Source organism: Micromonospora sp. CNZ322 (assembly GCF_007827755.1).
The window spans coordinates 35,337-59,211 of sequence record NZ_VITD01000010.1; the positions used below are offsets into that span (position 1 = coordinate 35,337).

Consider the following 23,875-nt stretch of genomic DNA (forward strand, 5'->3'; position numbering starts at 1 on the left):
TCGGCGACTCGCCGGCCATCCCTCTCCCACGAGGAGGTCCCGTGCCACAACCGGAGTGGTCACCCCCGATGAGCCGGCGTCGACGCCGGCTCATCGCCATCCTGGCGACGACGGCGACTGTCGCCGCGCTGCTCCCCACCGGCGTGAGCACCGCGGCCCCCACCGGCGGCGCGGCGTCCGCCGAACGCCGGTCCGGGCCGTTCGCCGAGGGACACGCGCCCGCCGACGCCGACAACCGCACCGGTACGGCGGCACCCGACGCCCGCCAACGCGGCCTGGCCCGCGCCGTCGACCCCGACGTCCGGTGGAACCGGCTCGGCACCCCGCAGGCGCTCGGCCCCGGCCGCGCTCGGCTGGCCAGCGGGCTGCCCGCCGACCCGGAGGCCGCCGCCCGCGCCTACCTGACCGCCAACCACTACCTGTTCGGTATGGACGCCGCCACGGTGGCCAGCATGGAACGGGTGCTGGTCCGGCCGATCGGCAGCGGCACAGTGGTCACCCTCCGGCAGCGCTTCGGCAACCTGCCCGCCGGGCCGGACGGTCTCGTCACCCTGGCGGTCGCCGACGGCGCGGTGCTCTCGGTCAGCTCCTCGCTGGCCCGCAACACCGGCACGCCAGCGCCGGCCACCCGCACCGCCGAGCAGGCGTACGCTGCCGCGCTCGCCGACGCCAAGCTGACCGCCGACGCGGTGGCCAGCCACACCATCCGGTCGGTGGCCGTGCCCACCCCGCTGGACGGGCCACGGGCCGCCTACGAGGTGACCATGATCGGCGCGGACACCGAGCACCCGGCCGCGTTCACCAGCTACGTGGATGGCAGCACCGGGCAGGTGCTGGTCCGCGAGGACCTCGTCGACTTCGACTCCGACAACCCGAGCTGGGCGGTCTTCCCGGCCACCCCGCCCCGCGACCTCGGCCCCGGGCAGGACCCCCGGGTGCGCTGGTGCGGTGACCCGGCCCCCGGCTGCCAGGCCGCCTTCCGGGACCCGGCCACCGGCCAACCGTGGGACGTCGACGCGGCCACCGGCACGCCGACCTTCACCTCGCGCGGCAACTCGGCGAACACGGTGTTGTCCTGGGGTGCGAACACCCCGGTCGTGCCGGCTCCCACCAGCCCGGAACGCCGCTACGAGTACCCCTTCACCGACCAGTGGCACCAGGCCCGGTGCAACCCGGCGGTGTTCACCTCCGCACAGCGCAACGACGCCGACGCGTCGATCGCCAACCTCTTCGCCATGCACAACCGGATGCACGACTGGTCGTACCAGCTGGGCTTCACCGAGTCGGCGTGGAACCTCCAGGCGGTCAACCTCACCCCGTCCGGCCTGGGCGGTGACGCCGAGCAGGGCCGCGCCCAGCAGGGCGCGCTGAGCGGCAACCGGAACAACGCCAACCAGGGCACCCCGCGCGACGGGCTGCCGCCGACCACCAACATGTATCTCTGGCAGCCACAGGCCGGCGGGCCGTACCCGCCGTGCGTGGACGGCGACTACGACATGACGGTGATCGGTCACGAGTACACCCACGCGATCACCAACCGGATGATCGCCGGGCCGGACAGCGGGATCAGCGGCCACCAGGGCGGGTCGATGGGTGAGTCCTGGGGTGACCTGCTCGCCGCCGAGTACCTCTTCCAGCACGGGCTGCGCGCGCCCGGCGAGACGCCCTTCATCACCGGCGGCTACGTCACGGGCAACCTGGTCAGCGGCATCCGCAACTACGACCTGAGCCGAAGCCCGCTCAACTACTCCGACATCGGCTACAACACCGCCGGCCCGGCCGTGCACGCCGACGGGGAGATCTGGGGCGCCACCAACTTCCGGGTCCGCTCCGCCCTGGTGAAGCGGTACGGCCTCGGCACCCCGCAACGGCAGCTCGACTGCGCGCTGGGCAAGGTCGCGGCAGATCAGTGCCCGGGCAACCGGCGCTGGTCACAGCTGGTCTTCGACTCGTTCCTGCTCCAGGCCGCCAGCCAGGTCAGCATGCTCGACATGCGCGACAACATGCTCACCGCCGACCTGCTCCGCTTCGGCGGCGCGAACCAGGACCTGATCTGGGCCGAGTTCGCGCGCTCCGGGATGGGCCGGGACGCCGCCACCAACGGTGCCGGCGACACCGACCCGACGCCGAGTTTCGCCTCACCGCGCGGTGGCAACGCGACACTCACCCTGCGCCCGCGCGGGGACAGCGCCGAAGCGCCGATCCGGGTGTACGTGGGGGCGTACGAGGCGCGGGCCGTGCCGGTGGCCGACACCGACCCGGCGACGCCGATCCCGGACACCGTGGAGATGGTGGCCGGCACGTACGACCTGCTCGCCGTGGCCCCCGGGTTCGGGCACCAGCGGCTCAGCGTGGTCGCCAAGGCCGGTCAGGACGGGTACATCGACCTGCGGATGAGCCGCAACCTCGCCTCCACCGCGTCCGGCGCCACAGTCACCGGCGACGGGGTCAACCTGGACCGGGTCGTCGACGACACCGAGGCGACGAACTGGGCCTCCCTGGACGGGGTCGCCGGCCGGCAGCTCACCGTGGCGCTGCCGGGCGACGCCCCGCAGACGGTCAAGCGGGTGAATGTCAGCGCGATGCTGCGCCCGGCGATCACCGGCGACGCCGACACCGGCGCCCAGAACGCGCTCACCGCCCTGCGGTCGTTCGCGGTGTCCGCCTGCAACGCGACGACCACCGACTGCGCGGATCCGACGCGTTGGCAGCGCATCTACACCAGCGCGGGGGACGCCTTCCCCGGCGGGGCGTACCGGGCGTACAGCCGCGACATCAACCTCCGGACGTTCGCGGTACCCACCACCCTCGCCACCCACCTGCGCCTCGAGGTGCTGGCGAGCCAGTGCACCGGCGGCCCGCACTACGCGGGCGAGCAGGACGACGACCCGGCCACGACGACGGACTGCGCGACCGCCAGCCCGGCCCGCAGCCAGGTCAGGATCGCCGAGTTCCAGGCGTTCTCGAAGTGACACAGTGGGGCCGGCGGACATCCGCCGGCCCCACTGCCCTCGATCAGCGGTGCGCCCGGCGCCAGGGGTCAGCGACCGCCGGACCGTTCCCAACGCGGGCCCTCGATCAGCGGTGCGCCCGGCGCCAGGGGTCAGCGACCTCCGGGCGCTCCCATCGCCGGTCCACCGGGGGACCCTCGCCCCCGTCGGCGTCCCCGGCCGCGGCCCGGGTCAGGTGCCGCAGCCTCAGCAGCAGCCCCACCCCGAGGAAGAGCAGCAACCCGCCGAGCAGGAAGGCGACCTGCACCACGCCGAACGCGCCGGACTGCGAGACCTGGCGGTTGGCCGCCGGTGGCACGGCCTCGGCCGGGTACTCCGCGACCGGCTCCTCCGTCGCCGTACTCTCGCCCTCGGCCGGCGCGCTCGCGGACTCGGTGGGCTCCGGCGGGGTCGCCGTCGGCTTCGGCGTACTGGTCGGAGCGCCGCCCACCCCGACCACCGAGCGGGTGGCGGTCTGCCGGGCCAGCAGGCGCAGGTTGGCGTCGTACGCCTCGGCCGCGAGGGTGACCCGCCCCTGGGTGACGTCCTCGGCGAAGGCCACCCGGTAGCGGGCCGTAACAGTGCGGCCCGGGCAGAGCGTGCCCGGGTCGAGCTGCCGGTCGGTCAGCCGGGCCACGTCACCTTCGGTACGGATCTCCAGCGGAAAGTCGCCGGTCTCCTCCACCCGGTCCATCTTCACCTGGTCGAGCCGGAGGCCGCCCTGCACGCTGAGCACCATCGACCAGCGCACCTTCGCGCACCTGGCGCGCCGATCCGTCTGCGAGACCACCGCGGAGATCGTCCGCACCTGCTCACCGGCCGTGAACCGTCCCGGCAGACCGCTCATCTCGGTGGTGAAGGCCGCCTGTGCCGGGGCGGCCACCGCCAGCTCCACCCCGCTCAGACAGGCCAGCACCACCCCTGCCCTCAGCGCATACCGCCACACCGTCACCACCGCCGTCCTCCGTTCGGTTGCCTCCACCCCGCAACGCTAGAAGCGGGGCACCGCGCCGACCAGACGGGTGTGTTCGCACCGGACGGCAAGGACGGGGTGGGTTTTCACCGACCGTGGTGAACCGGTCACCACTCCCCCGCGACACGCCGGGAGCCGGGCCGCTGGGAGAATCACCCCGTGTCCGAGCTCTCCAGCACGTTCGTCCGGCTGCACGCGCGGCTGGCCCCGGTCCCCTTCGTTCCCGAGGTGCGGCTGCACCAGGCGGACGAGCCGATCGGCCTGTGGGAGCTGACCGAGGGCGAGTTCTCCAGCGACCGGCCGCCGCCGTTCTGGGCGTTCGCCTGGGCCGGCGGGCAGGCCCTCGCCCGCCACGTCACCGACCACCCGGAGCTGGTCGCCGGCCGGCGGGTGCTCGACCTCGCCTCCGGCTCCGGCCTGGTGGCCATCGCCGCCGCCCGCGCCGGCGCGGCGTCCGTACGGGCCGTCGAGGTGGACGAGCTGGCGGTGGCGGCGGTCGCCCTCAACGCCGAGGCCAACGGGGTACGCGTCGACGCCGAGTTCGGTGACATCCTCGACGGCGATGCCGGGGACGCCGAGGTGGTGCTCGCCGGAGACGTCTTCTACAGCGAGGCGATGGCCCGCCGGGTGCTGCGGTTCCTGCTGCGCGCCGCCCGGGCCGGCGCGCCGGCGCTGGTCGGTGACCCCGGCCGGGCGTTCCTGCCCCGGGACCGCTTCGACGAGGTGGCCGGGTACGACGTGCCGGTGCCGGAGGCGCTGGAGAGTGTGCGGGTGAAGCGCACCACCGTCTGGCGGCTGCGGGCCGGGCTGCCGGGGGCCTCCGGCTAGCGTGTCCGGGTGCTGTTCCGCAGCTGGGCGCAGGTGGCCGACCCCGCATGGCCGGACGTGGCCCGGGTGCCGGACCACGTCGGCGGCACCCACCTGGTCGTGACCCGGCACGCGTTGGTCCGCCAGGTCCTCGCCGACCCGGTCACCTACCGGCCGGACAACGCGCTGGACGCGGTGACACCGATGCCGGTGACCGCGCTGCGGGTGCTCGCCGGGCACCGGTTCCGGCTGCCGCCGACCCTGGCGAACAACTCGGGCGTCAGCCATCCGCAGATCCGGGCGATCGTCGCGGAGGCGTTGCACCCCGCCCGGGTGGCCGCGCAGCGGCAGTGGCTCACCGCGCTGGTCCGGGACCGGGTCGCTCGGATCGGCGCCGCGCTCGACGCCGGCAAACCGGTCGACCTGTACGCGGACCTCGCCGCCGACCTGCCGCTGCTGGTGCTGGCCAGGCTGGTCGAGTTGCCGGACGCGCCGGTCGGCGCGGTCAAGGAGTTCGCCCGCGCCGCGCTGGAGTTGTTCTGGGCACCACTGGACGCCGACCGGCAGGTGGCGCTCGCCGCCGAGGTGGGCCGGTTCCACCGGGTCCTGCGTGACTTCGCGGCCGTCGGTGGCGGTCTGGCCGCCGAGCTGCGCGCGGCCGGGCACCCGCCGGACGTGGTGGTCGGCGCGCTCTTCTTCCTGTTGGTCGCCGGGCAGGAGACCACCTCGCAGTTCCTCACCCTGCTACTGCACCGGCTGGCCAACGAGCCCGTGGTCCGGGCCGGCCTGCGCACCGGCGAGGTCGCGGTGGCCGACGTGGTGGAGGAGGGGTTGCGGCTGGAACCACCGATCGTCACCTGGCGGCGGGTGGCGACGACGGAGAGCACACTGGGCGGCACGCAGGTGCCGGCGGGCAGCAGCCTCGTGCTGTGGCTGGGCCGCGCCGGTCGGGACCCGGCGGTCGTGGAGTCGCCCGACGAGTTCCGTCCGGGCCAGCGTGGATCACGCCGACACCTGGCGTTCGGGGCGGGCGCGCACCGCTGCGTCGGGGACGTGCTGGCCCGGATGGAGGCGGCCGTCGTGGTGGCCGAGGCCGCACCGCTGCTGGACGGGGTGACAGTGCTCCGTCCGCCCTGGTGCCCGGACAATCTCACCTTCCGGATGCCGGACGCGTTCGTGGTCCGCCGCTCCGCCGGGCTGACCGGATCCTGACATCCGCTCGGTATGTTTCCGGGCGTGTCAGCCATCACCACCCGTCGGATCCCTGCCGTCGTAACGCTTCTGGCCCTGCTGGCGTTGACTGCCTGCACAGTCGGTCCCAGCCATCCTGCGCACGCTCGGCAGATCACCGCGGCCCAGCCGACTCCGTCCGCACCGGCATCGACCCCCTCGGCCTCGCCGTCCCCGACCGCGAAACCCGCGTTCAAGAGCCTGGCCTGGTACGTGTCCCAGGTGCCGACGTTTCCCGAGGCGCCGCAGCCGCAACCGGTGGCGCTGCCCACGACCGGTTCGGCGGCGTTCTGGCACCGCCTGCCGACCGACCAGAGGGTCGCTTTCATCACCATCGACGACGGTGGGCTGGCCCGCCCGCCGGGAGTGATCGACTTCATCTGGGAGGCGCGCATCCCGGTGACGATGTTCCTCAACTCGCCGGCCGCGGCGGAGCACACCGACTACTTCCGGCAGATCGAGGCGGTGGGCGGGGTCGTGGAGAACCACACCGTCACGCACAACTCGCTGGCCGGCCGGTCGTACGACTACCAGAAGCAGGAGATCTGCGGTGCCGCCGACACGTTGGAGGAGCTGTTCGGCAAGCGGCCCACCCTGTTCCGGGCACCGTTCGGTGAGCATGACAGCACCACGCTGAAGGCCGCGCACGACTGCGGCGCGAAGGCGGTCTTCCACTGGACCGAGACCGTCCACGAGGGAAAGGTGCGCTACCAGACCCCGGAGAAGGTGGTCCAACCCGGCGACGTGCTGCTGATGCACTTCCGACCGGCGCTGATGGACGACCTGCTCGCGGCGTTGAAGGCGATCCACCGGGCGGGGCTCACCCCGGCGCTGCTGGAGCAGTACGTACGGTGATCAGCCCGCCACCGGCCTGACGAAAGTCAGGGGTGGGTGGTGCCGTTCGGGCGCGGCGGCGTGGCAGGCCGCTCGCCTAGCGTCAGCGCATGATCACATTACGTGGGTTGACGAAACGGTTCGGGTCGACCGTCGCGGTCGACGCGTTGACAGTCGACATCGCGCCCGGTCGGGTCACCGGCTTCCTCGGCCCGAACGGCGCCGGCAAGTCCACCACCATGCGGATGATCCTCGGGCTGGACCGTCCCACCGCCGGGCAGGCCCTGGTGGGCGGGCGCGCGTACCGGGAGTTGCGCCGGCCGCTGCACGAGGTGGGCGCGCTGCTCGACGCCCGAGCCATCCACCCGGCCCGGTCCGGCCGGGCGCACCTGCGGGCCATGGCGCACAGCAACGGCATCCCGACCCGCCGGGTCGACGAGGTGTTGGACACCGTCGGGCTGGACGGACGGGCCGCCGGTAAGCCGGGACGGACACTCTCGCTCGGCATGGGCCAACGGCTCGGCATCGCCGGCGCGCTGCTCGGCGACCCGCCGGTGCTGATGTTCGACGAGCCGGTGAACGGACTCGACCCGGACGGGGTGCGCTGGGTGCGGCAGCTGATGCGCTCGCTGGCCGACGAGGGGCGGACGATCTTCGTCTCCAGCCACCTGATGAGCGAGATGCAGCTCACCGCCGACCAGCTCGTGGTGATCGGCCGAGGGCGACTGCTCGCCGACGAGCCGATCGGCGAGGTGATCGCCCGCAGCACTGTCGCGGTCCGGGTCCGCAGCCCGCACCCGGACGGGCTGGCCGCGCTCGCCGCGCGCCTCACGGCCGCCGGGGCGAGCGTCGAGGCGGCCGACCGGACCGAGCTGACCGTCACCGGCGCCACCGCCGACCAGGTCGGCGACCTGGCTCACGAACTGGGGGTACGACTGCACGAGCTGAGCGCGCACGCCGCGTCGCTGGAGCAGGCGTTCATGGAGCTGACCGCCGACAGCGTCGAGTACGCCGGTGGCCCGACCGGAGGTGGCGCGCGATGAGCACCAACACCAGCACCAGCACCCGTCACGGCGCCGTGGCCGCCGAGTGGACCAAGCTCTCCTCGGTGCGGAGCACCTGGTGGACGGCGCTGGCCGGGCTGCTGGTGATGGCCGCCAGCGCCGGCCAGCTGGCCATCTACGCGGCGAACGACAACACCAACGACGACCCGACCGACGACCGGGGGATCGTCACCGTCGGCAGCGTGCTCATCGACTCGGTCGAGCTGACCCAGTACGTGGTGCTGGCGCTGGGCCTGCTCGCGATCACCGCCGAGTTCACCAGTGGCACCATCCGCACGACGTTGCAGTGCACCCCGTCCCGTGGTCGCGTACTGCTGGCCAAGGCCGCGGTCGCCGGGGCGGTCACCTTCGCGCTCGGGCTGCTGCTCGGCGGCGTCGGCGCCCTGGTCGCCCGGCCAGTACTCGGCGAGTGGGGCAGCGCCCCGGCCGCCGACACGGTCGGCGACATCATGGCGGTGGCGACCTACCTGGCGCTGATCGGTGTGCTCGCCCTGGGCCTCGGTGCCGCGTTGCGCAGTGCGGTGCTCACGCTCACCGTCCTCCTCGCCACCCTGATGATCGTGCCGCTGTCGCTTCAGGAGCCGGACATCGACGTGCTGAACCGGATCGCCGACATGTTCCCCGGCGTGGCCGGCGGGCACTTCCTGGCCGGCGACACCGAGCCGTACCCGCCCCTGGTCGGGCTGCTCCTGCTCGCCGGGTGGGCCGGTGCCGCGCTGCTCCTGGGCCGGGCCGCACTGCGCCGCCGCGACGCGTGAGCGATGTCGGCTGAGCGGGGGCTTTCCGGCCCCCGCTCAGCCGTCGACCAACCCCGCCTCGTACGCCAGGATCGCCGCCTGCACCCGGTTGCGTACGTCCAGCCGGGTGAAGATGCTGGTCAGGTAGCTCTTCACGGTGCCCTCCACGAGGTGCAGCCGGCGGGCGATCTCGGCGTTGGAAAGGCCCGCCCCGACCAGGGCAAGCACCTCCCGTTCCCGCTCGGTCAGCCCGGCCGCACGCTCCCGGGCGGCGGGTCGACGGGCCAGCCGGTCGGCCCCCAGCTCGATCACCCGGCGGGCCACCCTCGGCGACAGGTACGCCCCACCGTCGGCGACGGCGTGCACACCGGCGATCAGCTCACGCGGGTCGCCGGCCTTGAGCAGGAATCCGCTGGCCCCGTGCCCGAGCGCCCGGGCCACGTGGTCGTCCTCGCCGAAGGTGGTCAGCATGATCGTCGCGGTGTCCGGCACGACCCGGCGGATCTCGGCGGCGGCGGCCAACCCGTCCAGCCGCGGCATCCGGATGTCCAGCAGCGCGACCCGGGGTCGGTGGGCACGGACCAGCTCCACCGCCGCGTGCCCGTCGCCGGCCTCGGCGACCACCTCGATGCCGGGATCGCTGGCGAGGATGGCCCGGACACCGGCCCGGATCATCGCCTCGTCGTCGGCCAGCACCACCCGGATCGGCGGTGCCCCAGTCGTGTCGGTGTCCACTACGCGATCCACTCCTTGCTGACCAGCCGGCCGTCGGTGAAACAGAGCCGCCAGGTCGGCGCGGCGAGGGGAAAGTTGCCGTCGGTGTAGTACTCGCAGCCGGCCCGGTCGACAGGTGTCGGGCGTTCCAACTGCCGCCGGGGCAGCCCGACCAGCTCCGACCGGGCCGCGCCGACGCGCATCTGGTCGAAGGTGGCCCGGTCCAGCACCGTCCCGGCGGTCGCCACCGGGTAGTAGACGAACGAGAGCACCAGGGCGAAACCGACCGGGGCGACGAGCGCCACAAGCAGGCTGCGTCGAACCCGCCGCTTGGCGTCGTGCAGCCGCCGCTCGGCGTCCACCGGCCGCTCCGCCGGACCCTGTCGCTCGTCGGACCAGGACGTCGGCCCGACCTCGGCCACCGACCCGATCGGCTCGGGCGGCGCCGTGGTGGCCGGCAACACCGCCCGTACCGCGAACCCGCCGTCGGCCCGGTGGCCGGCGTCGAGCGTCCCGCCGGCGAGGCGGACCCGCTCGGCGAGGGCGAGCAGCCCACTGCCCTGCGACGGCGGGGCGGGCAGCGGCCCGGCCGGCGGAGCGTCGTTGACGACTGTCACCTCGACCCGGTCACCGTCGCGGGCGAGGCGCACGTCGACCGGGGCGCCCGGCGCGTACCGGGCCGCGTTGGTCAGCGCCTCCCGGACGATCCGGTGCGCCGCGTGCCCGGTCATCGCCGGTAGGTCCGCGGCCACCGGGGCGGTGTCCAGCCGTACCGCCATGCCGGCCTCCCGGGCGCCGTCGACCAGGTCGGGCACGGTCTCCCCGCTCGGACGCAGCGACGCGCCAGCCTCCTCGCGGAGCACCCCGATGATCTCGTGCAGTCGCTCGGTGGCGGCGGAGACGCTGGCCCGCAACTCCCCCGCCGCGGCCCGGTGCCGGTCGTCCAGGTCGGCGGCGACCTCCAGGGCGGCGGCGCGCAACGCGATCAGGCTGAGGTCGTGACCGAGCGAGTCGTGCATCTCCCCGGCGATCCGGGCCCGCTCACGCAGCCGGATCCGCTCGGCGGCACCCCGCTGCTCGCGGGTCAGCGCGTCGACGTGCCGGCGACCGGCGTCGGTCAACTCCTGCTGCTGGCGGCGGTACCGGCCGACCAACCAGGGGAACACGGCGGCGAAGAGCAGCACCGAGGCGAGCAGGAACCAGGTGGCCGCGCCGGCGCCGAGCAGCCCCAGGTTGAGCGCGGTGCCACCGGCCGTGATCAGCACGAAGACCATGATCGCTGGAGCCACCGTGGCGCTGCGCCGCCCGGCGAGATAACTGAAGACCGGAATGGCGAACACGAAGTTGCCATCGACCAACGACCCGAGCACCGCCAGCACCAGGGCGACCAGCGGCTGACGTCGACTCGCCACCACCGCCACACTCAGCACCAGCAGCTTGCCGACCAGCAGCGGCAACGTGTACCGCGTATAGGGCGGGCTGGCCTCGGCGTAGCCGACCGGGGCGACCACCACCGCCCAGAGCAGCACGTCCAGCAGCAGGCGACGCCGCCGGTGCAGCCAAGCCGGCGGCGGGAAGTCGAGGATCCGCACGGCGGTCAGGCTACCCACGCCCGACCTGCGCGGACACCGACGAAAGTCAGGTGTTCAGCCGCTCTCCTCGGCCCAGACCCGCCAGTCGTCCAGCACGCCATGCAGGGCCGGGGTGAGCCAACCCGGCGCGGACCGCCGGAACACGCCCGGGTCCATCGCGCCCGCGCCGTCGGGCAGAGCGCCGAGCAGGTTCGGCACCAGGTCGGTGAGGTTCGTCCAGTGCACCAGCTCCGGCCGGGCCGGCCAGGCGCCGATCACCACACCGACCGGCACCGCCCTACGGTCCAGCGCCTCCAGCGTCAGCGCGGTGTGGTTGAGCGTGCCCAACCCGGCGCGGGCGACCACCACCGCGGGCGCGCCGAGCGACACCGCCAGGTCGGCCATCGTCCACGGCTCCCCCGACGGCCGCAGCCCCATCGGAACCAGCAACCCACCCGCGCCCTCGATCAGCACGAGGTCGTGCTTGTCGGCCTCCGCACGGACGGCGTCCACCGCCGCGTACAACTCCAGCGGCGGCAGGTCCGCGACCCGCGCGGCGGCCAACGGGGCGAGCGGATCCGGGTAGCTGGCCAGGGTCCGGCCGGTCAGCGGCGCAGCCAGTCGGTTCACCGCGTCCACGTCGCCGGGCTCACCGCCGGCCGTACCGGTCTGCCCCGGTTTGACCACCGCCACCCGCAGCCCGGCGGCCTGCGCGGCGGCCGCGATCGCCGCGGTCACCACCGTCTTGCCGACCTCGGTGTCCGTCCCGGTGACCAGCACCGACCCCGCCCACCCGGTCATGGGGCGGTGTCCACGATGACGTCCAGCGCCCGCTCGAACGCCGCCCGGGGCACCCCCGCGCTCACTGTGAGGCGCAGGCGGGAGCGGCTGTCCGGGGTGGATGGTGGCCGGAAACAGCCCACCGCGACGCCCCGGTCCCGGCAGTCCGCGGCCCAGGCGGTCGCCGCCTCCGGCCCCGGGGCGGTCACCGAGATCACCGCCGCGTCCGGGGCGGAGACGGTCAGCCCGGCCGCCCGCAGTCGACCGACCGCCAGTCCCACCCGGTCGGAGAGTTCGGCGCGCAGGTCGTCGCCGGCCTGGGCGAGCCGCAGCGCGGCGTGCACACCGGCGGCGACCGCCGGCGGCAGTGCCGTGTCGAAGATGAACGTGCGCCCGGTCTCGACCAGATGCCGGACGAACTCGGCCGGGCCGGCGACAACGCCACCCGCGCCACCGAGCGCCTTGGACAGGGTGGCGGTCACCACCACGTCCGGCTCGCCGGCCAGCCCGGTGGCCGCCACCGCGCCCGCGCCGGCCGGGCCGGTCAGGCCCAGCGCGTGCGCGTCGTCGACCAGCAGCAGCGCGCCGTGACGGCGGGCCACCGCGTGCAGCCGAGCCAGCGGGGCGAGATCACCATCGACCGAGAAGACCGACTCGGTCACCACCACCGCCGGGCGGCCGGGAGCGGCCGCGAGCGCGGCGGCTACCGCGTCGACGTCGGCGTGCGGGGTGACCACCGTCTCCGCGCCGGAGATGCGGCAGCCGTCGATCAGCGAGGCGTGGTTGTGCGCGTCGGAGACGAGCAGCGTCCGAGGTTGGACGAGCGCCCGCAGCGCGCCGAGGTTGGCCAGGTAGCCGGAGGAGAAGACCAGGGCACCGTCGGTGCCCAGCCAGCGGGCCAGGTCCTCCTCCAGCGCCCGGTGCGCGTCGGTGGAGCCCCGGACCAGGCGCGACCCGGTCGCCCCCAGCCCGTATGCCGACAGGGCCGCCGTGGCCGCGGCGATGACGTCCGGGTGGGTGGCCAGGCCGAGGTAGTCGTTGCCGGCCACATCGGTCATCTGATCGTCGGCCGGACGCGGATGCAGTCGCCTGGTGAGCCCGGCCTTCGCCCGCAGCTCCGCGCGGCGGTCGAGCGCCGCCAGCCAGTCCGCCACCGTCACCCTCCCCCGCTGTGCGTGCCGGTCAGCCCGACACCCGCCGGGCGAAATTACCACCCGCCGCCACCGGCCCGACGATTCCACTCGGTGCAAGGTGCCGACCGGGCTGCCAGGCCATTCCGGCTGATCGGAGAGCCTTGTAGGGTACGAGCCATGCCAGAGATCCTCGACCAGGCCCGGACCCAGGTCCTGGGTGACGGTGTCGGCCTCGATCAGGCCGGCGTCCTCGCCGTGCTGAACCTGCCCGACGAGCACCTGCCCGCCGCCCTTCAGCTCGCTCACGACGTGCGGATGCGCTGGTGCGGCCCGGAGGTCGAGGTCGAGGGAATCGTCTCGCTCAAGACCGGCGGCTGCCCGGAAGACTGCCACTTCTGCTCGCAGTCGGGCCTGTTCACCTCGCCGGTGCGCTCGGTCTGGCTGGACATCCCGTCGCTGGTCGAGGCGGCGAAGCAGACCGCCGCGACCGGGGCCACCGAGTTCTGCATCGTCGCCGCGGTCCGCGGTCCGGACGCCCGGCTGATGAAGCAGATGCGCGAGGGCGTCGCCGCCATCAAGGCGGAGGTCGACATCCAGGTCGCCGCGTCGCTGGGCATGCTCAGCAAGGAGCAGGTCGACGACCTGGTCGACATGGGCGTGCACCGTTACAACCACAATCTGGAGACCTGCCGGTCGTACTTCCCCAACGTGGTCACCACGCACTCGTGGGAGGAGCGCTGGGAGACGCTGCGGATGGTGCGCGACTCCGGCATGGAGGTGTGCTGCGGTGGCATCCTCGGCCTCGGTGAGACCGTCGAGCAGCGGGCCGAGTTCGCCGCGCAGCTCGCCGAGCTGAACCCGCACGAGGTGCCGCTCAACTTCCTCAACCCGCGCCCCGGCACCCCGCTGGGTGACCGTCCGGTGGTGGAGGGCAAGGACGCGCTGCGGGCCATCGCCGCGTTCCGGCTGGCCATGCCGCGCACCATCCTGCGGTACGCCGGTGGTCGCGAGATCACCCTCGGCGACCTCGGCACCCGTGATGGTCTGCTCGGCGGCATCAACGCGGTGATCGTGGGCAACTATCTGACCACGCTGGGTCGGCCGGCGACGGCCGACCTGGAGCTGCTGGACGAGTTGAAGATGCCGGTCAAGGCGCTTTCCGCCACGCTGTGACGACCATGACGACGACGGAGCTGTGGTGCGACCGGTGCGGTGAGTCGGCGACGGCTACCGCCCACCCGGCCTGCGCGTCGGCCCGCCAGTTGGAGCCGCCCCGGTTCTGCCCCCACTGCCGTCGCCGGATGAAGGTGCAGGTGCTGCCGGTGGGCTGGTCGGCGGTCTGCGTCGAGCACGGCGAGATCCGGGGCTGAGCCGGTGCTGCGAGGGCGGGCGGTGACACTACGACCGGCGACGGTCGCGGACGTGCCGGCCCTCGCCGCGATCCGGGCCGACCCGGAGGTACGCCGGTGGTGGCGGGGCGGCGACGACCTGGCCGACTCCGTACACGCCGACCTCGCCGACGACGACCTGCACGTGTACGCGATCGAGCACGACGGTCGGGTGATCGGCGCGATCCAGTGGTACGCCGAGGCGGACCCGGACTACCGGCACGCCAGCCTGGACGTCTTCCTCGACCCGGCGGAGCGCGGCGCCGGCCTCGGCGGTGACGCCATCCGCACCCTGGCCCGACACCTGATCGACCAGTACGGCCACCACCGCTTCACCATCGACCCGGCCGCGGCGAACAGCGCCGCCATCCGGGCGTACGCGAAGGTCGGTTTTCGTCCGGTGGGGGTGCTGCGCCGCTACGAGCGCGGCGCGGACGGCCGCTGGCACGACGGCCTCTTGATGGACCTGCTCGCCGACGACCTGGTGGAGTGACTCAGGCCTCGTCCCACAGCAGGTGGCCGTCGGGCAGTCGGCGGGCACCCTCGGCCGGCGGGTGCGGGCTGAGGCGGCCGTCCGGCATCAGATGCGCCACGGGGACTCCGTTGCCCAGCGTCGCGACGTCGGCGATCAACCGCCGGTGGCAGCGCCACCACACGCTCTCGCTGCACATGATCGCGGTGGTTCGACGATCCGCCTCGGCGAGCACCTCGGCGAGCGCGTCGTCGAACTCGGCCGTCCGCGTGTGGGCGGCGTACGCCCGGAACGCCGCGACCGTCCACCAGGTGTCCGGCTCCGGCTCCCCGGCCGGGACGTGTCGTCGTCCACCGAGCCGCGGCTCCCAGCGGTAGTCGATGCCGCACTCGGGCATCCACTGTTCGAGTTCCTCGCGGCGGACGTCCGGGTTGGTGCGGCTGGCCGGGTATCGCCGCACGTCCACCACCTGGGCGATCCCGGCCCCGGTCAGCAACTCTCCCAGCCGGCCCCGATCGGCCGCGCCGTGTCCGACGGTCAGCAACTCTCGCACCACCGTGGCTTGCCCGGAATCCCGCCGATCTATCCCACCCGGGTCCGCCCGGGAGGGCCCGGCACCGCAGATCTTGGACAGTTACCGTCCGGGCGGGACTATTCAGTCCGGGCGGAACGGTAACTGTCCAAGATCTCGTCACGGTGCTGGTCAGGCGATGGTGCAGGGGGTGTTGTTGACGGTGATGGCGGTCGGTTTCGGGTTGGCGCCGCTGTACGTGCCGTTGAAGCCGAAGCTCACCGACGCGCCCGCCGCGATCGTGCCGTTGTAGGACAGGTTCGTGGCGGTGACCGCCGCGCCGCTCTGGCTGATCGCCGCCGACCAGCCCTGACTGACGCTCTGCCCGCCGGGGAAGCTGAACCGCAGGGTCCAGCCGTTGATCGCGGTGGTGCCGGTGTTGGTGATTGACACGTTGGCGGTGAAGCCGCCGCCCCAGTCGGTGGTGGCGTACCCCACAGTGCAGGTGCCGCCGACCGGCGGGGCCGCGGTGGTCACCGCGACCGGCGTGGACGCCGCGGAGGTGTTGCCCGCGGCGTCCACGGCCACCACGTAGAACTGGTACGCCGTCGAGGCGGTCAACCCGGACACCGCCTGGGTGGTGCCGGCCGGCGAGCCGACCAGCACATCGGTGGCGCCGGCCTCGCGGTAGACCCGGTAACCGGTGACGCCCACGTTGTCGGTCGACGGGGTCCAGGCCAGTGTGAGCCCGGTGGCGGTGACGGCCGAGGCGACCGGCGTGCCGGGGGTGCTCGGCGCTGTGGTGTCGGCGGTGCCGGCCGGTGGCGTGGTCACGCTGAGCTTCGGCGAGGCGGCCGACTCGTTGCCCGCGCCGTCGCGCGCCACGATGGTGTACTCGAACGTCCGCTCCGGCAGCAGCGTGGTGATGGTGATCGAGTTCTCGGTGACCCGTCGGGTCGCCACCACGTCGTTACCGACCATGAACTCGCGAACGTCGTACCCGGCGAGGCCGCTGCCGCCGCTGTCGGTGGACGGCGCCCAGGTCAGGGTGACCGTGCGGGGGCCGAGGTTGGACGCCACGGGAGTACCCGGGACGGTCGGTTTGGTGGTGTCCGGCACGACCGGGCCCGGCTCCTCACCCCAGACGCGGGTGGCGCCCGAGTAGAGCGGCACCTTCCGGTTGGGGCCGGCGGTGGCCTGGTACGACGGGTCGTTTGTCGGGTCCCAGGTGCCGCCCTCCGGCACGCCGATCTTGAACTGGACCTCCATCCGGTGCTGCGACTGACCCGCCGGGGCGATGGTGTGCCCGGCGCAGTCCACCTCGACGTACCAGATGTCGCCGCTGAACTGCTTGGCGGTGGTCGGGGACGGGCAGCCCTGGGTGTAGCCGGCGGTGACCTGCACGGGGCCGGTGCCGTCGGGCCGGAAGTAGTAGCGGAACCGGCCGTCGGTCAGCGCGCGGGCCGGGAACGCGGACTTGTTGTAGACCATCACCTTGAGACCGGTGGCCCGAGGTTCGGCCTGCGTCACAGTGGTCTCCACTGTCAACTCGTCGATGTCCGGCGTCTCGGCGACCGGGAAGTTCGCCAGCGGCGTGCCGCCGTACTCGGAGGTCAGCCGGACCAGCGCGGACGTGAAGCCGGCGTTGTAGTCGGTGGCCACCTCGTTCATCACGTAGTCCGAGCGGCTGTCGCTGTACGCATCGTTGGCCGAGGACGGGCCGCCGACCAGCGCGCCGTAGAGGGTGTGCCGGGTCTCGACAGGCACGGTCTGGCTGTCCCACCAGGAGCCGTGTGCGGTGCGGTGGTGCGGGTTCTTCGGTGCGTTGGCACCGAACCCGATGACGTAGCTGGAGTTACGGGGGTTGTCGCCGAGCGCGTAGTTGATCTGCCGGACGGCGAAGTCGTGGTAGCGCGCCTTGCGGGTGGTGTCGGTGGTCTTGTCGCTGTAGACCAGCGCGGCGAAGGACGTGTTCGCGGCGTAGCGCAGCGCGCCCCAGGAGTCGAGCACCGCCATCCCGCCCGGCGAGTACGGCACCCGCTGCCCGTTCACCCCGACGGTCCAGTAGTCCAGCCACCGGTTGGCGTCGTCGACGTACTTCTGCTTGCCGGTCAGGTTGGCCAGCAGCACGTACGCGCCGAACTGCTTGTTGTCCCAGGCGATCGTCCACTTGTAGGAGCGGGTGGTGGACTGGTTCTCGGTGCCGAGCTTGTCGTACTCACTCTCGGCCTTGGTCAGGTAGCTGGCCTCGCCGGTGGCCCGGTGCAGCCAGATCGCGGCCCAGACCAGCTCGTCCTGCCAGCCGCTCCAGGAGCGGTAGAAGCTCGTGGCGTCGGTGATGCACTCGTGGTAGGCCTTCCGCACCGTGTCGGCGAAGGTGTAGAGCTGCCGGGCGTGCCCGAGCAGCTTGTCCGCGTAGGCGGCGTCGGTGGGCCGGAACACCATCGAGGAGGCGGCCATCGCGGCCGCCGTCTCCCCCGCCAGGTCCGCGCCGCCACAGCTGGCATCGATCTTGTACGCGGGCCGCGCCATCGGCATCACCTCGGCCGGACCCCACCACTTGTGGTCGTCGTCGCCCTTGCCGACCTGTCCGTAGAGGACGTTGGCCGAGGGGTGCGCCTTGATGAAGTAGTCGTTGACGAAGCGCAGGTTGTTGAGCAGGTGCGGCAGTTGCCCGGACGAGGTGTAGCCGCTGCGGTACTCGACGGCGCCCCAGGCGAGCATGGTGGCGCTGAACGCCATCGGGAAACCGAACTTGACGTGGTCGCCGGCGTCGTACCAGCCGCCGGTGAGGTCCACCCCCGCGCTGGCGCCGTCGGTGAGCGCGCTGTCTCCGCGCCAGGAGACCCGGTTCCAGTCGGGCAGTCGACCTGACTGCTGCGCCTCGTAGAAGAGCAGCGACTTCTGCAACGCCTCGGCGTAGTTGTAGGTCGCCGCCGGCGCGGCGGAGGCGGGCCCGGACGGCGGCGCGGTCACCGCGAGGGACGCGCCGGTGAGCAGCGCGACGCCGAGGGCCAGCAGCCGCCGCGGCCAGGGCTGGTCGGCGGCCGGCGACCGGCCGGGCTGGCCGCTGAACGGCCGGGTCAGGTGGCGCATGGCGGACTCCTGTCGGAGGCGCCGCCGGCGGTCGCACCGACGCGGGACGGCGTACGGGCGGCACGGCCACCGGCGACAGCGGGGTGGCGGTGTGACCATGGGTCATGGAAGCGCTCCCATGGATAACCGACAATGTAATGGGCGGGTCGCTGGTTGGGAAGCCTGCCGACCGGGGCGCACGCGCGCGGCATCGCTCCCGTACTCGTGAGTAACATTGCGGAGCATCTCACACCATCGATGCGTGTCGATTAGTGCTCGCCGTTTACGCAGCTCAAGCACGAGGCTTCGGGAAAGATCACTGCACCGTTCGAGCGCTTCGGCGACCAGCCAGACAAACGTACTGTTGCTGACCCGCTACGAAGCGCGAGACAGTACCGCTCACCAGCGGTGCCGTCGACGCCGCCGCTCCCTGGTCAACCCTGAGGAGAAGCGATGGCACTACGACTCGCAGAGGACACCGCCTGGACCGACATCCTGGCCCGCGCGGTGGCCGCCACCCCGGAGGCGTTCGGCGCCGAGGTCGACGGCGTCACCACAGTGCGCAACCTGGTCGAGGGCGAATGGCGGGCGGTCGGCCAGCCCGCCCCGGTCCGCACCCCGGTGGACAACACCGTCCTCGTCAACCTGCCCCGGGTCGACGCGACCACCGCGCGCGCTGCGGTCGCCCACGCCGCCGCCGCGCACCGGGCCTGGGCCCAGACCCCGCTGGCCGACCGCAAGGCCCGGGTCGCCGAGGCAGTGGACTCGCTCACCGCCCATCGCGACCTGCTCGCCCTGCTGCTGGTGTGGGAGATCGGCAAGCCGTGGCGGCTGGCCTGCGCCGACGTGGACCGGGCGCTCGACGGCGTCCGCTGGTACGCGGGCGAGATCGACCGGATGCTCGCCGACGGCCGCGAGCCGCTGCCCGGCCCGGTCAGCAACATCGCGTCGTGGAACTACCCGATGAGCGTGCTGGTGCACGCCGAGTTGGTGCAGCTCCTGGCCGGCAACGCGGTCATCGCCAAGACCCCGTCCCAGGGCGGCGCGGTGTGCCTGACCGTCGCGCACGCGCTGATGCGCCGGGCCGGGCTGCCCGCCACGCTCGTCTCCGGCAGCGGCGGGGAGTTGTCCGAGGTGCTGGTCCGGGCACCCGAGATCGGCGCGGTGGCGTTCGTCGGCGGCCGCTCCAACGGCGGCAAGGTGGCCGCCGCGCTGCTCGACAGCGACAAGCGGCACTTCATCGAGCAGGAGGGCCTCAACGCCTGGGGCATCTGGAACTTCTCCCAGTGGGACCTGCTCGCCACGCACCTCAGAAAGGGCTTCGAGTACGGCAAGCAGCGCTGCACCGCGTACCCCCGGTTCGTCGTGCAGCGCGACCTGGTCGACGAGTTCCTCGACATGTACCTGCCGGTCGTCCGCTCGGTCCGCTTCGGTCACCCGCTCGCCGTCGGCGACGACTGGGCCGCCGGTGACCCGCTGCCCGAGCTGGACTTCGGGCCGCTGATCAGCGCCGCCAAGGCCGACGAGCTACGCCGCACTGTCGACGAGGCGGTCCGCGGCGGCGCGATCCCACTGCACCGGGGCAAGCTCACCGGCGCGCCGTTCCTTCCCGGGCAGGACACCTCGGCGTACGTGGCGCCGTCGGTGCTGCTCGCCCCACCCGGACGGTCCCGGCTGATGCACGCCGAGCCCTTCGGGCCGGTCGACACGATCGTCGTGGTGGACACCACCGACGAGCTGCTGGCCGCGATGAACGCCTCCAACGGCGCGCTGGTGGCCTCGCTGGCCTGCGACGACACCGACGAGGCCGGCAAACTCGCCGTGGACCTGCAGGCGTTCAAGGTGGGCATCAACAAACCGCGCTCACGCGGCGACCGGGACGAACCGTTCGGCGGCCGGGGCGCTTCCTGGAAGGGCGCGTTCGTCGGCGGCGACCTGCTGGTGCAGGCCGTCACCGTCGGCGGAGACAGCCGGCTCTACGGCAACTTCCCCGACTACAACAGCTACCCCACGACCTGAGCACCGGAACCGGAGAGGTCCTCTTGTGGACGCTCGCCGCGCACAAGGGGACCTCGTCGGCGCGTACCGTCGGGAGATGGCATTGATCGCGCAGCTCTCCCTGGGCGTGTCCGACGCCGAGCGGGCGGGAACGTTCTGGGCCGCGGCCCTCGGCTACCGTCGCCGCGAGCCCCGATTCACCGGCGACGAGTGGATCGTGCTGGAGCCGCCGCCGGGGGTGTCGGGAGCGGTCCTCGCGATGGACCTCAGCGAGAGCCCCGTGCGGGAGTTCCCCCGGCTCCACCTGGATCTGGACGCCGGCGACCGACCCCTCGACGAGGAACTCGACCGACTGCTCGCCCTCGGCGCGCGGATCGTCGACTGGCGGCACTATCCCACCGATCCACACCCGACCGAGCCGCCGTACGTGGTGCTCGCCGACCCGGAGGGCAACCGGTTCTGCGTCTCGGGCCGCCGCGAGCCGTCCCGACCCTGAGCAGGGCCGCAGGGCCAGCTCTTATGAAACAGGCCCTAGACGCGCGGCGTGGAGAACGCGCCCTTCCGGTCCGCCCTCACGGCGACGGCGAGCGGGACGGTGAGGGTGAGCAGCCCGCCGTCGCGCTCCACCGCAGCGGGCCGGCCCAGCCGGTGCAGCGTACGCAGCATCGGGTCGTTGGTGGCCTGCACGTGCAGCACCAGCGCCGCGTACCCGGACCGGTCGGCGTGCTGGACCACCCGGCGCAGCAACGCCGAGCCGAGCCCACGCCGCTGCCAGTCGTCCCGCACCAGCAGCGCCACCTCGGCCTCGTCGCCCTCGCCGAGCAGGTTCGCCATGGCGACCACCGACTCGGCCGTACCGTCGGAGCCGGTGGTGCTGGCGATCAGCGTCAGCCCTCGGCTCGGCTCCAGCAGTCGACGCAGGCGGGCCGGCTGCGGCAGCGCCGCCCCGCCCAGGTAACGCCGCTGCCGGCTACGCGGTGAGCACGCCTCGTGCAGCTCCACCACGCCGGGCAGATCGTGGGCGCTGGCCGGCCGGACGGCCACCTCCGCGCCGTCGGGCAGCACCAGTGTGACCTGTTCGGCGGCCCGGCGCGCCACGGTGGCGGCCAGCTCGACCAGGGCCTGCGCCCGCGCGTACTCCGCCGGGGTGAAGTCGGGCGCGGCCCGGCGCAGCGCGAACGAACCGCCCTCCGGGTCGGCCAACAGCATGTCGGCCCCGGTGATCCCCCGTTCGCCGCCGACCGACGCTGGTCGCCAGCTGACGACGTCGGCAGCGAGCAGGGTCCGCAACGCCTCGCCCGTCGCGTCCGGGTCCCGCACCAGCCGGTTGGCCAGCCCGAGCACCCGGGTGGGCTGGTCGGCCAGACCACGCGCCTCGCTGCGCGCCACCCAGCAGTCCCGGCCCCGACCACGCTCGACGGCGGCGATCAGCTCGGCCTCGTCGAGCGCGTCCGGCGCGTCGACCAGGAAGTCGTCCACCGCGCCCTGCTCGGTGGGCTGCACCTGCACGGTGAGGATGTTGACCCCGCGCAGCGCGAGGCTGGCCGTGAGCACCGACAGGTAACCCGGCCGGTCGTCCACCGTCGCCCGGATCCGCCACAACGTCATGGTTGGCTCCCTTCCCCGGGTGCCAGCCTCGTCCCCCGCTGTTGCCGCCCGATTGCCCGGCGGTGACGGGTTGCGCTCAGGAAGTCGACCCCGCGCGGCGGGTCACCGGATCCGCCGCTACACGAAACGGCCGCGGTAGCCGATGGGGCCCTCCCCGACCCGCTGGTAGGTGCCCAGGAATCCACCGCCGCCGAAGGCGATCGTGCCGTTGTTGCCGCGCAGGTCCCGCCAGGCCAACCTGGTGACCGGGCAGCCGTGCACCTCCACCGCGAGGAGCAGGTCACCCGAGCGGTGCCAGCCACCGGCCCAGCCCTCCTCAGTGTCGAAGCGCCACGCCTCCTTGGCGACGGTGCCGCGCTCGGTCAGCCGGCCGCGGAACTCCGTCGGCTCTCCACCCGGCTGCCGCCGCCAGCCGTATAAGGCCCGCTGTCGCTTCTCGAACGTGATCGCGTACTCGGTGCCGGACGTGTCGGCCCACGCCACCTGGTCGAGGACGGACTGCTCGCCCCGATCGACGAAGATGGTGACCTCGCCGGCGTCGCTCGCGTACCGCAGCACCGGCTTGGCGACCGCCTGCCGGACGAGGGCCAGGCCCGCCTGGTCGTGCGCGTTCATCGGGTCGACCGTGACTCGGTAGAGCCACAGCATGCTGCGGGCGTCGACACCGCTCGCGATCCGCATCGTGTTCCGGCCGGGCACCAACTCCTCGGCCGGGACCGCGAAGACCAGCCGTTGCGGAAGCCCACCACCGTTCGGGATGCGGAGCTCATCGGCCAGCGGCCGGCCGTTGAGGTGAACGGTGAGCGGGGCGTACCCGGGGCCTCCGGCCAGCATCGACACGAGCGCCACCAGGGTGACGCACGCCTCCCGGACCACGGCCGGGTCGGGCACGTCGAACTCGAACTCGACCGACCCGCCGGCGTTGATCGCCAGGTGGTCGTCCGCCGCCGAGGACCGGTGCACGCCGGTGATCTCGACGTTGCCGAGACGGGGCGGCTCGGTGCCGAAGTCCGCGTAGGTGGGTGCCATCTGGATCCCCGGCCGCCGTCCGGGCACCGGCGGGGGCGGCAGCTTGGCATCCGCCTCGTAGGCCCGCGGCGCACCGGAGGGGACGCGACCGCCGCCCTCGGGGGTCTCCGCTCGATATCCATCAGTGGAGATGTCCATCCCGAAGAGACTAGATCAACAAGTCCGGGCCCTGCGGACCGCCCGGTCGACGGGCGGCGCCTCAGGGATTGGCGCTGACCGGGGGCGCGCCCACCAGGTCGAGCCGGTCACCGAGGATCACCGTGCAGGCCCGGACGAGCTGGGTGAGCCGGTCCACCTCGGTGCTGTGGAACGCGGCGGCGGAGAGCGTCTCGGTGCGGTCGCGGGCCACGACCAGCACCAGGCCCGCCCGGCCGAACGGCGCGATCGCGTGGTGGGTGCCGTCGGGCGTGGTCATCGACCGACCGCGCAGCGGGGTCACCTCCGGCAACCGCAGGGGCACGGGAGCCCGCCAGCTCGCGTACCCCACGGTCGCCCCGCCGCCCCCGCTCCGCGAGGCCCAGTCGACAGGCACCACGGCGGCCACGGCCCAGTCGGCGGCCAGCAGCCCCGGCACCGCGTCGACCAGGGTGGCCAACCCGTCGGCCGGGTTGGCCGCGACCTGGGCCAACAGCTCCGCGTCCTGCCCGGTGGTGGTGGGCGCGCCGATCGCCCGCCACACACCGTCCACCCGCACCCCCGGTATCGCCGCGAGGCCGGCCAGCAGTCGTTCCACCCGCGCCGCGCCCGGCCAGACGACAGTGAAGTCGTCCACCGCGCGCCCGCCGAGCCGTTCGAGGACCACCACCTGGACGATGTCCGCCCCGGAGACGCCCAAGGTGCGGGCGACCTGACCGAGGGTGCCCGGACGGTCCGGCAGGGTGACCCGAACTCGCAGCAACATGTCTGTCCCTCCGCTCGGCGGGCCGGCAAGAGAGCGGCCGGCAGGCTGACCCCAGCCTGG

General features: G+C 73.2%; 21 protein-coding genes. 11 read left to right on the plus strand and 10 right to left on the minus strand.

From position 1 onward, the window contains the following. Positions 1-41: 41 nt before the first annotated feature. Positions 42-2,972, plus strand: coding sequence for a M36 family metallopeptidase (locus FB453_RS22575; RefSeq protein WP_186718456.1), 2,931 nt, complete (start codon positions 42-44; stop codon positions 2,970-2,972). A 106-nt stretch (positions 2,973-3,078) separates the two neighbouring features. Here the strand turns inward: FB453_RS22575 and FB453_RS22580 are convergent, their stop codons facing one another. Then, the gene (locus FB453_RS22580) at positions 3,079-3,972 is read right to left on the minus strand and encodes a hypothetical protein (protein WP_486480387.1); all 894 of its coding nucleotides are present in this window, start codon (positions 3,970-3,972) and stop codon (positions 3,079-3,081) included. Between the two features lie 150 nt (positions 3,973-4,122). Here FB453_RS22580 and FB453_RS22585 point away from each other — a divergent pair, with 150 nt between their 5' ends. The 5 genes from FB453_RS22585 (at position 4,123) to FB453_RS22605 (ending at position 8,656) form a co-directional block, all read left to right on the plus strand. Continuing rightward, positions 4,123-4,791, plus strand: a complete 669-nt coding sequence (locus FB453_RS22585) for a class I SAM-dependent methyltransferase (RefSeq protein ID WP_091400752.1) — start codon at positions 4,123-4,125, stop codon at positions 4,789-4,791. Positions 4,792-4,800: 9 nt separating this feature from the next. Beyond that, the gene (locus FB453_RS22590) at positions 4,801-5,982 is read left to right on the plus strand and encodes a cytochrome P450 (RefSeq protein WP_145793169.1); all 1,182 of its coding nucleotides are present in this window, start codon (positions 4,801-4,803) and stop codon (positions 5,980-5,982) included. A 24-nt stretch (positions 5,983-6,006) separates the two neighbouring features. After that, entirely contained in the window at positions 6,007-6,855 is an 849-nt protein-coding gene (locus tag FB453_RS22595) for a polysaccharide deacetylase family protein (RefSeq protein WP_486480388.1), read from the plus strand. A gap of 89 nt (positions 6,856-6,944) precedes the next feature. Then, positions 6,945-7,877 carry an ATP-binding cassette domain-containing protein gene (locus FB453_RS22600; protein WP_145793173.1) on the plus strand — a complete coding sequence of 311 codons (933 nt, stop codon included), beginning with the start codon at positions 6,945-6,947 and terminating at the stop codon, positions 7,875-7,877. Further along, positions 7,874-8,656 carry an ABC transporter permease subunit gene (locus FB453_RS22605; RefSeq protein ID WP_145793175.1) on the plus strand — a complete coding sequence of 261 codons (783 nt, stop codon included), beginning with the start codon at positions 7,874-7,876 and terminating at the stop codon, positions 8,654-8,656. The genes FB453_RS22600 and FB453_RS22605 overlap by 4 nt, the downstream gene beginning before the upstream one ends. A 36-nt stretch (positions 8,657-8,692) precedes the next feature. Here FB453_RS22605 and FB453_RS22610 read toward each other — a convergent pair whose 3' ends face one another. From FB453_RS22610 to FB453_RS22625, 4 genes are read right to left on the minus strand one after another with little or no spacing between them, the layout of a single operon-like run. Next, positions 8,693-9,310: a response regulator gene (locus FB453_RS22610; RefSeq protein WP_238683390.1), complete on the minus strand. Its 618-nt coding sequence runs from the start codon at positions 9,308-9,310 to the stop codon at positions 8,693-8,695. Positions 9,311-9,369: 59 nt separating this feature from the next. Then, positions 9,370-10,941, minus strand: coding sequence for a sensor histidine kinase (locus tag FB453_RS22615; protein ID WP_486480389.1), 1,572 nt, complete (start codon positions 10,939-10,941; stop codon positions 9,370-9,372). A gap of 54 nt (positions 10,942-10,995) precedes the next feature. Next, on the minus strand, positions 10,996-11,721 hold the full coding sequence (gene bioD, locus FB453_RS22620) for a dethiobiotin synthase (protein ID WP_145793179.1): 726 nt from the start codon (positions 11,719-11,721) through the stop codon (positions 10,996-10,998). Then, positions 11,718-12,854, minus strand: coding sequence for an 8-amino-7-oxononanoate synthase (locus tag FB453_RS22625; protein ID WP_145793181.1), 1,137 nt, complete (start codon positions 12,852-12,854; stop codon positions 11,718-11,720). Before FB453_RS22625 ends, bioD begins: the two co-directional genes overlap by 4 nt. 156 nt (positions 12,855-13,010) lie before the next feature. Here FB453_RS22625 and bioB point away from each other — a divergent pair, with 156 nt between their 5' ends. Genes bioB through FB453_RS22640 form a run of 3 tightly spaced genes read left to right on the plus strand, consistent with a single transcriptional unit; the run spans position 13,011 to position 14,714 of the window. After that, entirely contained in the window at positions 13,011-14,006 is a 996-nt protein-coding gene (bioB, locus tag FB453_RS22630) for a biotin synthase BioB (RefSeq protein WP_112585025.1), read from the plus strand. Beyond that, positions 14,003-14,203: a biotin synthase auxiliary protein BsaP gene (bsaP, locus tag FB453_RS22635; protein ID WP_486480390.1), complete on the plus strand. Its 201-nt coding sequence runs from the start codon at positions 14,003-14,005 to the stop codon at positions 14,201-14,203. The genes bioB and bsaP overlap by 4 nt, the downstream gene beginning before the upstream one ends. Before the next feature lie 4 nt (positions 14,204-14,207). Beyond that, the gene (locus FB453_RS22640) at positions 14,208-14,714 is read left to right on the plus strand and encodes a GNAT family N-acetyltransferase (RefSeq protein ID WP_112585023.1); all 507 of its coding nucleotides are present in this window, start codon (positions 14,208-14,210) and stop codon (positions 14,712-14,714) included. Position 14,715: 1 nt separating this feature from the next. Here FB453_RS22640 and FB453_RS22645 read toward each other — a convergent pair whose 3' ends face one another. Beyond that, positions 14,716-15,246, minus strand: coding sequence for a DUF488 domain-containing protein (locus FB453_RS22645; protein ID WP_222431388.1), 531 nt, complete (start codon positions 15,244-15,246; stop codon positions 14,716-14,718). Positions 15,247-15,396: 150 nt separating this feature from the next. Continuing rightward, complete coding sequence (locus tag FB453_RS22650; protein WP_486480391.1) at positions 15,397-18,300, minus strand: glycoside hydrolase family 9 protein; 2,904 nt, start codon at positions 18,298-18,300, stop codon at positions 15,397-15,399. A 432-nt stretch (positions 18,301-18,732) separates the two neighbouring features. On the opposite strand from FB453_RS22650, the gene FB453_RS22655 reads away from it, so the two are divergent. Continuing rightward, the gene (locus FB453_RS22655) at positions 18,733-20,298 is read left to right on the plus strand and encodes an aldehyde dehydrogenase family protein (RefSeq protein ID WP_145793185.1); all 1,566 of its coding nucleotides are present in this window, start codon (positions 18,733-18,735) and stop codon (positions 20,296-20,298) included. Between the two features lie 76 nt (positions 20,299-20,374). After that, positions 20,375-20,773 carry a VOC family protein gene (locus FB453_RS22660; protein WP_145793187.1) on the plus strand — a complete coding sequence of 133 codons (399 nt, stop codon included), beginning with the start codon at positions 20,375-20,377 and terminating at the stop codon, positions 20,771-20,773. A gap of 35 nt (positions 20,774-20,808) precedes the next feature. On the opposite strand, the gene FB453_RS22665 is transcribed toward FB453_RS22660, so the two are convergent. The 3 genes from FB453_RS22665 to FB453_RS22675 all read right to left on the minus strand — a co-directional run bounded on the left by FB453_RS22665 (position 20,809) and on the right by FB453_RS22675 (position 23,815). Then, on the minus strand, positions 20,809-21,885 hold the full coding sequence (locus tag FB453_RS22665; protein WP_145793189.1) for a GNAT family N-acetyltransferase: 1,077 nt from the start codon (positions 21,883-21,885) through the stop codon (positions 20,809-20,811). Between the two features lie 117 nt (positions 21,886-22,002). Next, positions 22,003-23,052 carry a hypothetical protein gene (locus tag FB453_RS22670; protein ID WP_145793191.1) on the minus strand — a complete coding sequence of 350 codons (1,050 nt, stop codon included), beginning with the start codon at positions 23,050-23,052 and terminating at the stop codon, positions 22,003-22,005. Between the two features lie 61 nt (positions 23,053-23,113). Beyond that, positions 23,114-23,815 (minus strand): ACT domain-containing protein, encoded by a 702-nt coding sequence (locus FB453_RS22675; protein ID WP_145793193.1) that lies wholly within the window; start codon positions 23,813-23,815, stop codon positions 23,114-23,116. Positions 23,816-23,875: the final 60 nt, after the last annotated feature.

What these genes read in the sequence shown, in the direction of transcription:
- FB453_RS22610 (WP_238683390.1), bottom strand. Translation starts at nt 9,310, where the DNA reads ATGATCCGGGCCGGTGTCCGGGCCATCCTCGCCAGCGATCCCGGCATC.
- bioB (WP_112585025.1), top strand. Translation starts at nt 13,011, where the DNA reads ATGCCAGAGATCCTCGACCAGGCCCGGACCCAGGTCCTGGGTGACGGT.
- FB453_RS22600 (WP_145793173.1), top strand. Translation starts at nt 6,945, where the DNA reads ATGATCACATTACGTGGGTTGACGAAACGGTTCGGGTCGACCGTCGCG.
- FB453_RS22660 (WP_145793187.1), top strand. Translation starts at nt 20,375, where the DNA reads ATGGCATTGATCGCGCAGCTCTCCCTGGGCGTGTCCGACGCCGAGCGG.
- FB453_RS22665 (WP_145793189.1), bottom strand. Translation starts at nt 21,885, where the DNA reads ATGACGTTGTGGCGGATCCGGGCGACGGTGGACGACCGGCCGGGTTAC.
- bioD (WP_145793179.1), bottom strand. Translation starts at nt 11,721, where the DNA reads ATGACCGGGTGGGCGGGGTCGGTGCTGGTCACCGGGACGGACACCGAG.
- FB453_RS22650 (WP_486480391.1), bottom strand. Translation starts at nt 18,300, where the DNA reads ATGCGCCACCTGACCCGGCCGTTCAGCGGCCAGCCCGGCCGGTCGCCG.
- FB453_RS22605 (WP_145793175.1), top strand. Translation starts at nt 7,874, where the DNA reads ATGAGCACCAACACCAGCACCAGCACCCGTCACGGCGCCGTGGCCGCC.
- FB453_RS22655 (WP_145793185.1), top strand. Translation starts at nt 18,733, where the DNA reads ATGGCACTACGACTCGCAGAGGACACCGCCTGGACCGACATCCTGGCC.
- FB453_RS22670 (WP_145793191.1), bottom strand. Translation starts at nt 23,052, where the DNA reads ATGGACATCTCCACTGATGGATATCGAGCGGAGACCCCCGAGGGCGGC.
- FB453_RS22675 (WP_145793193.1), bottom strand. Translation starts at nt 23,815, where the DNA reads ATGTTGCTGCGAGTTCGGGTCACCCTGCCGGACCGTCCGGGCACCCTC.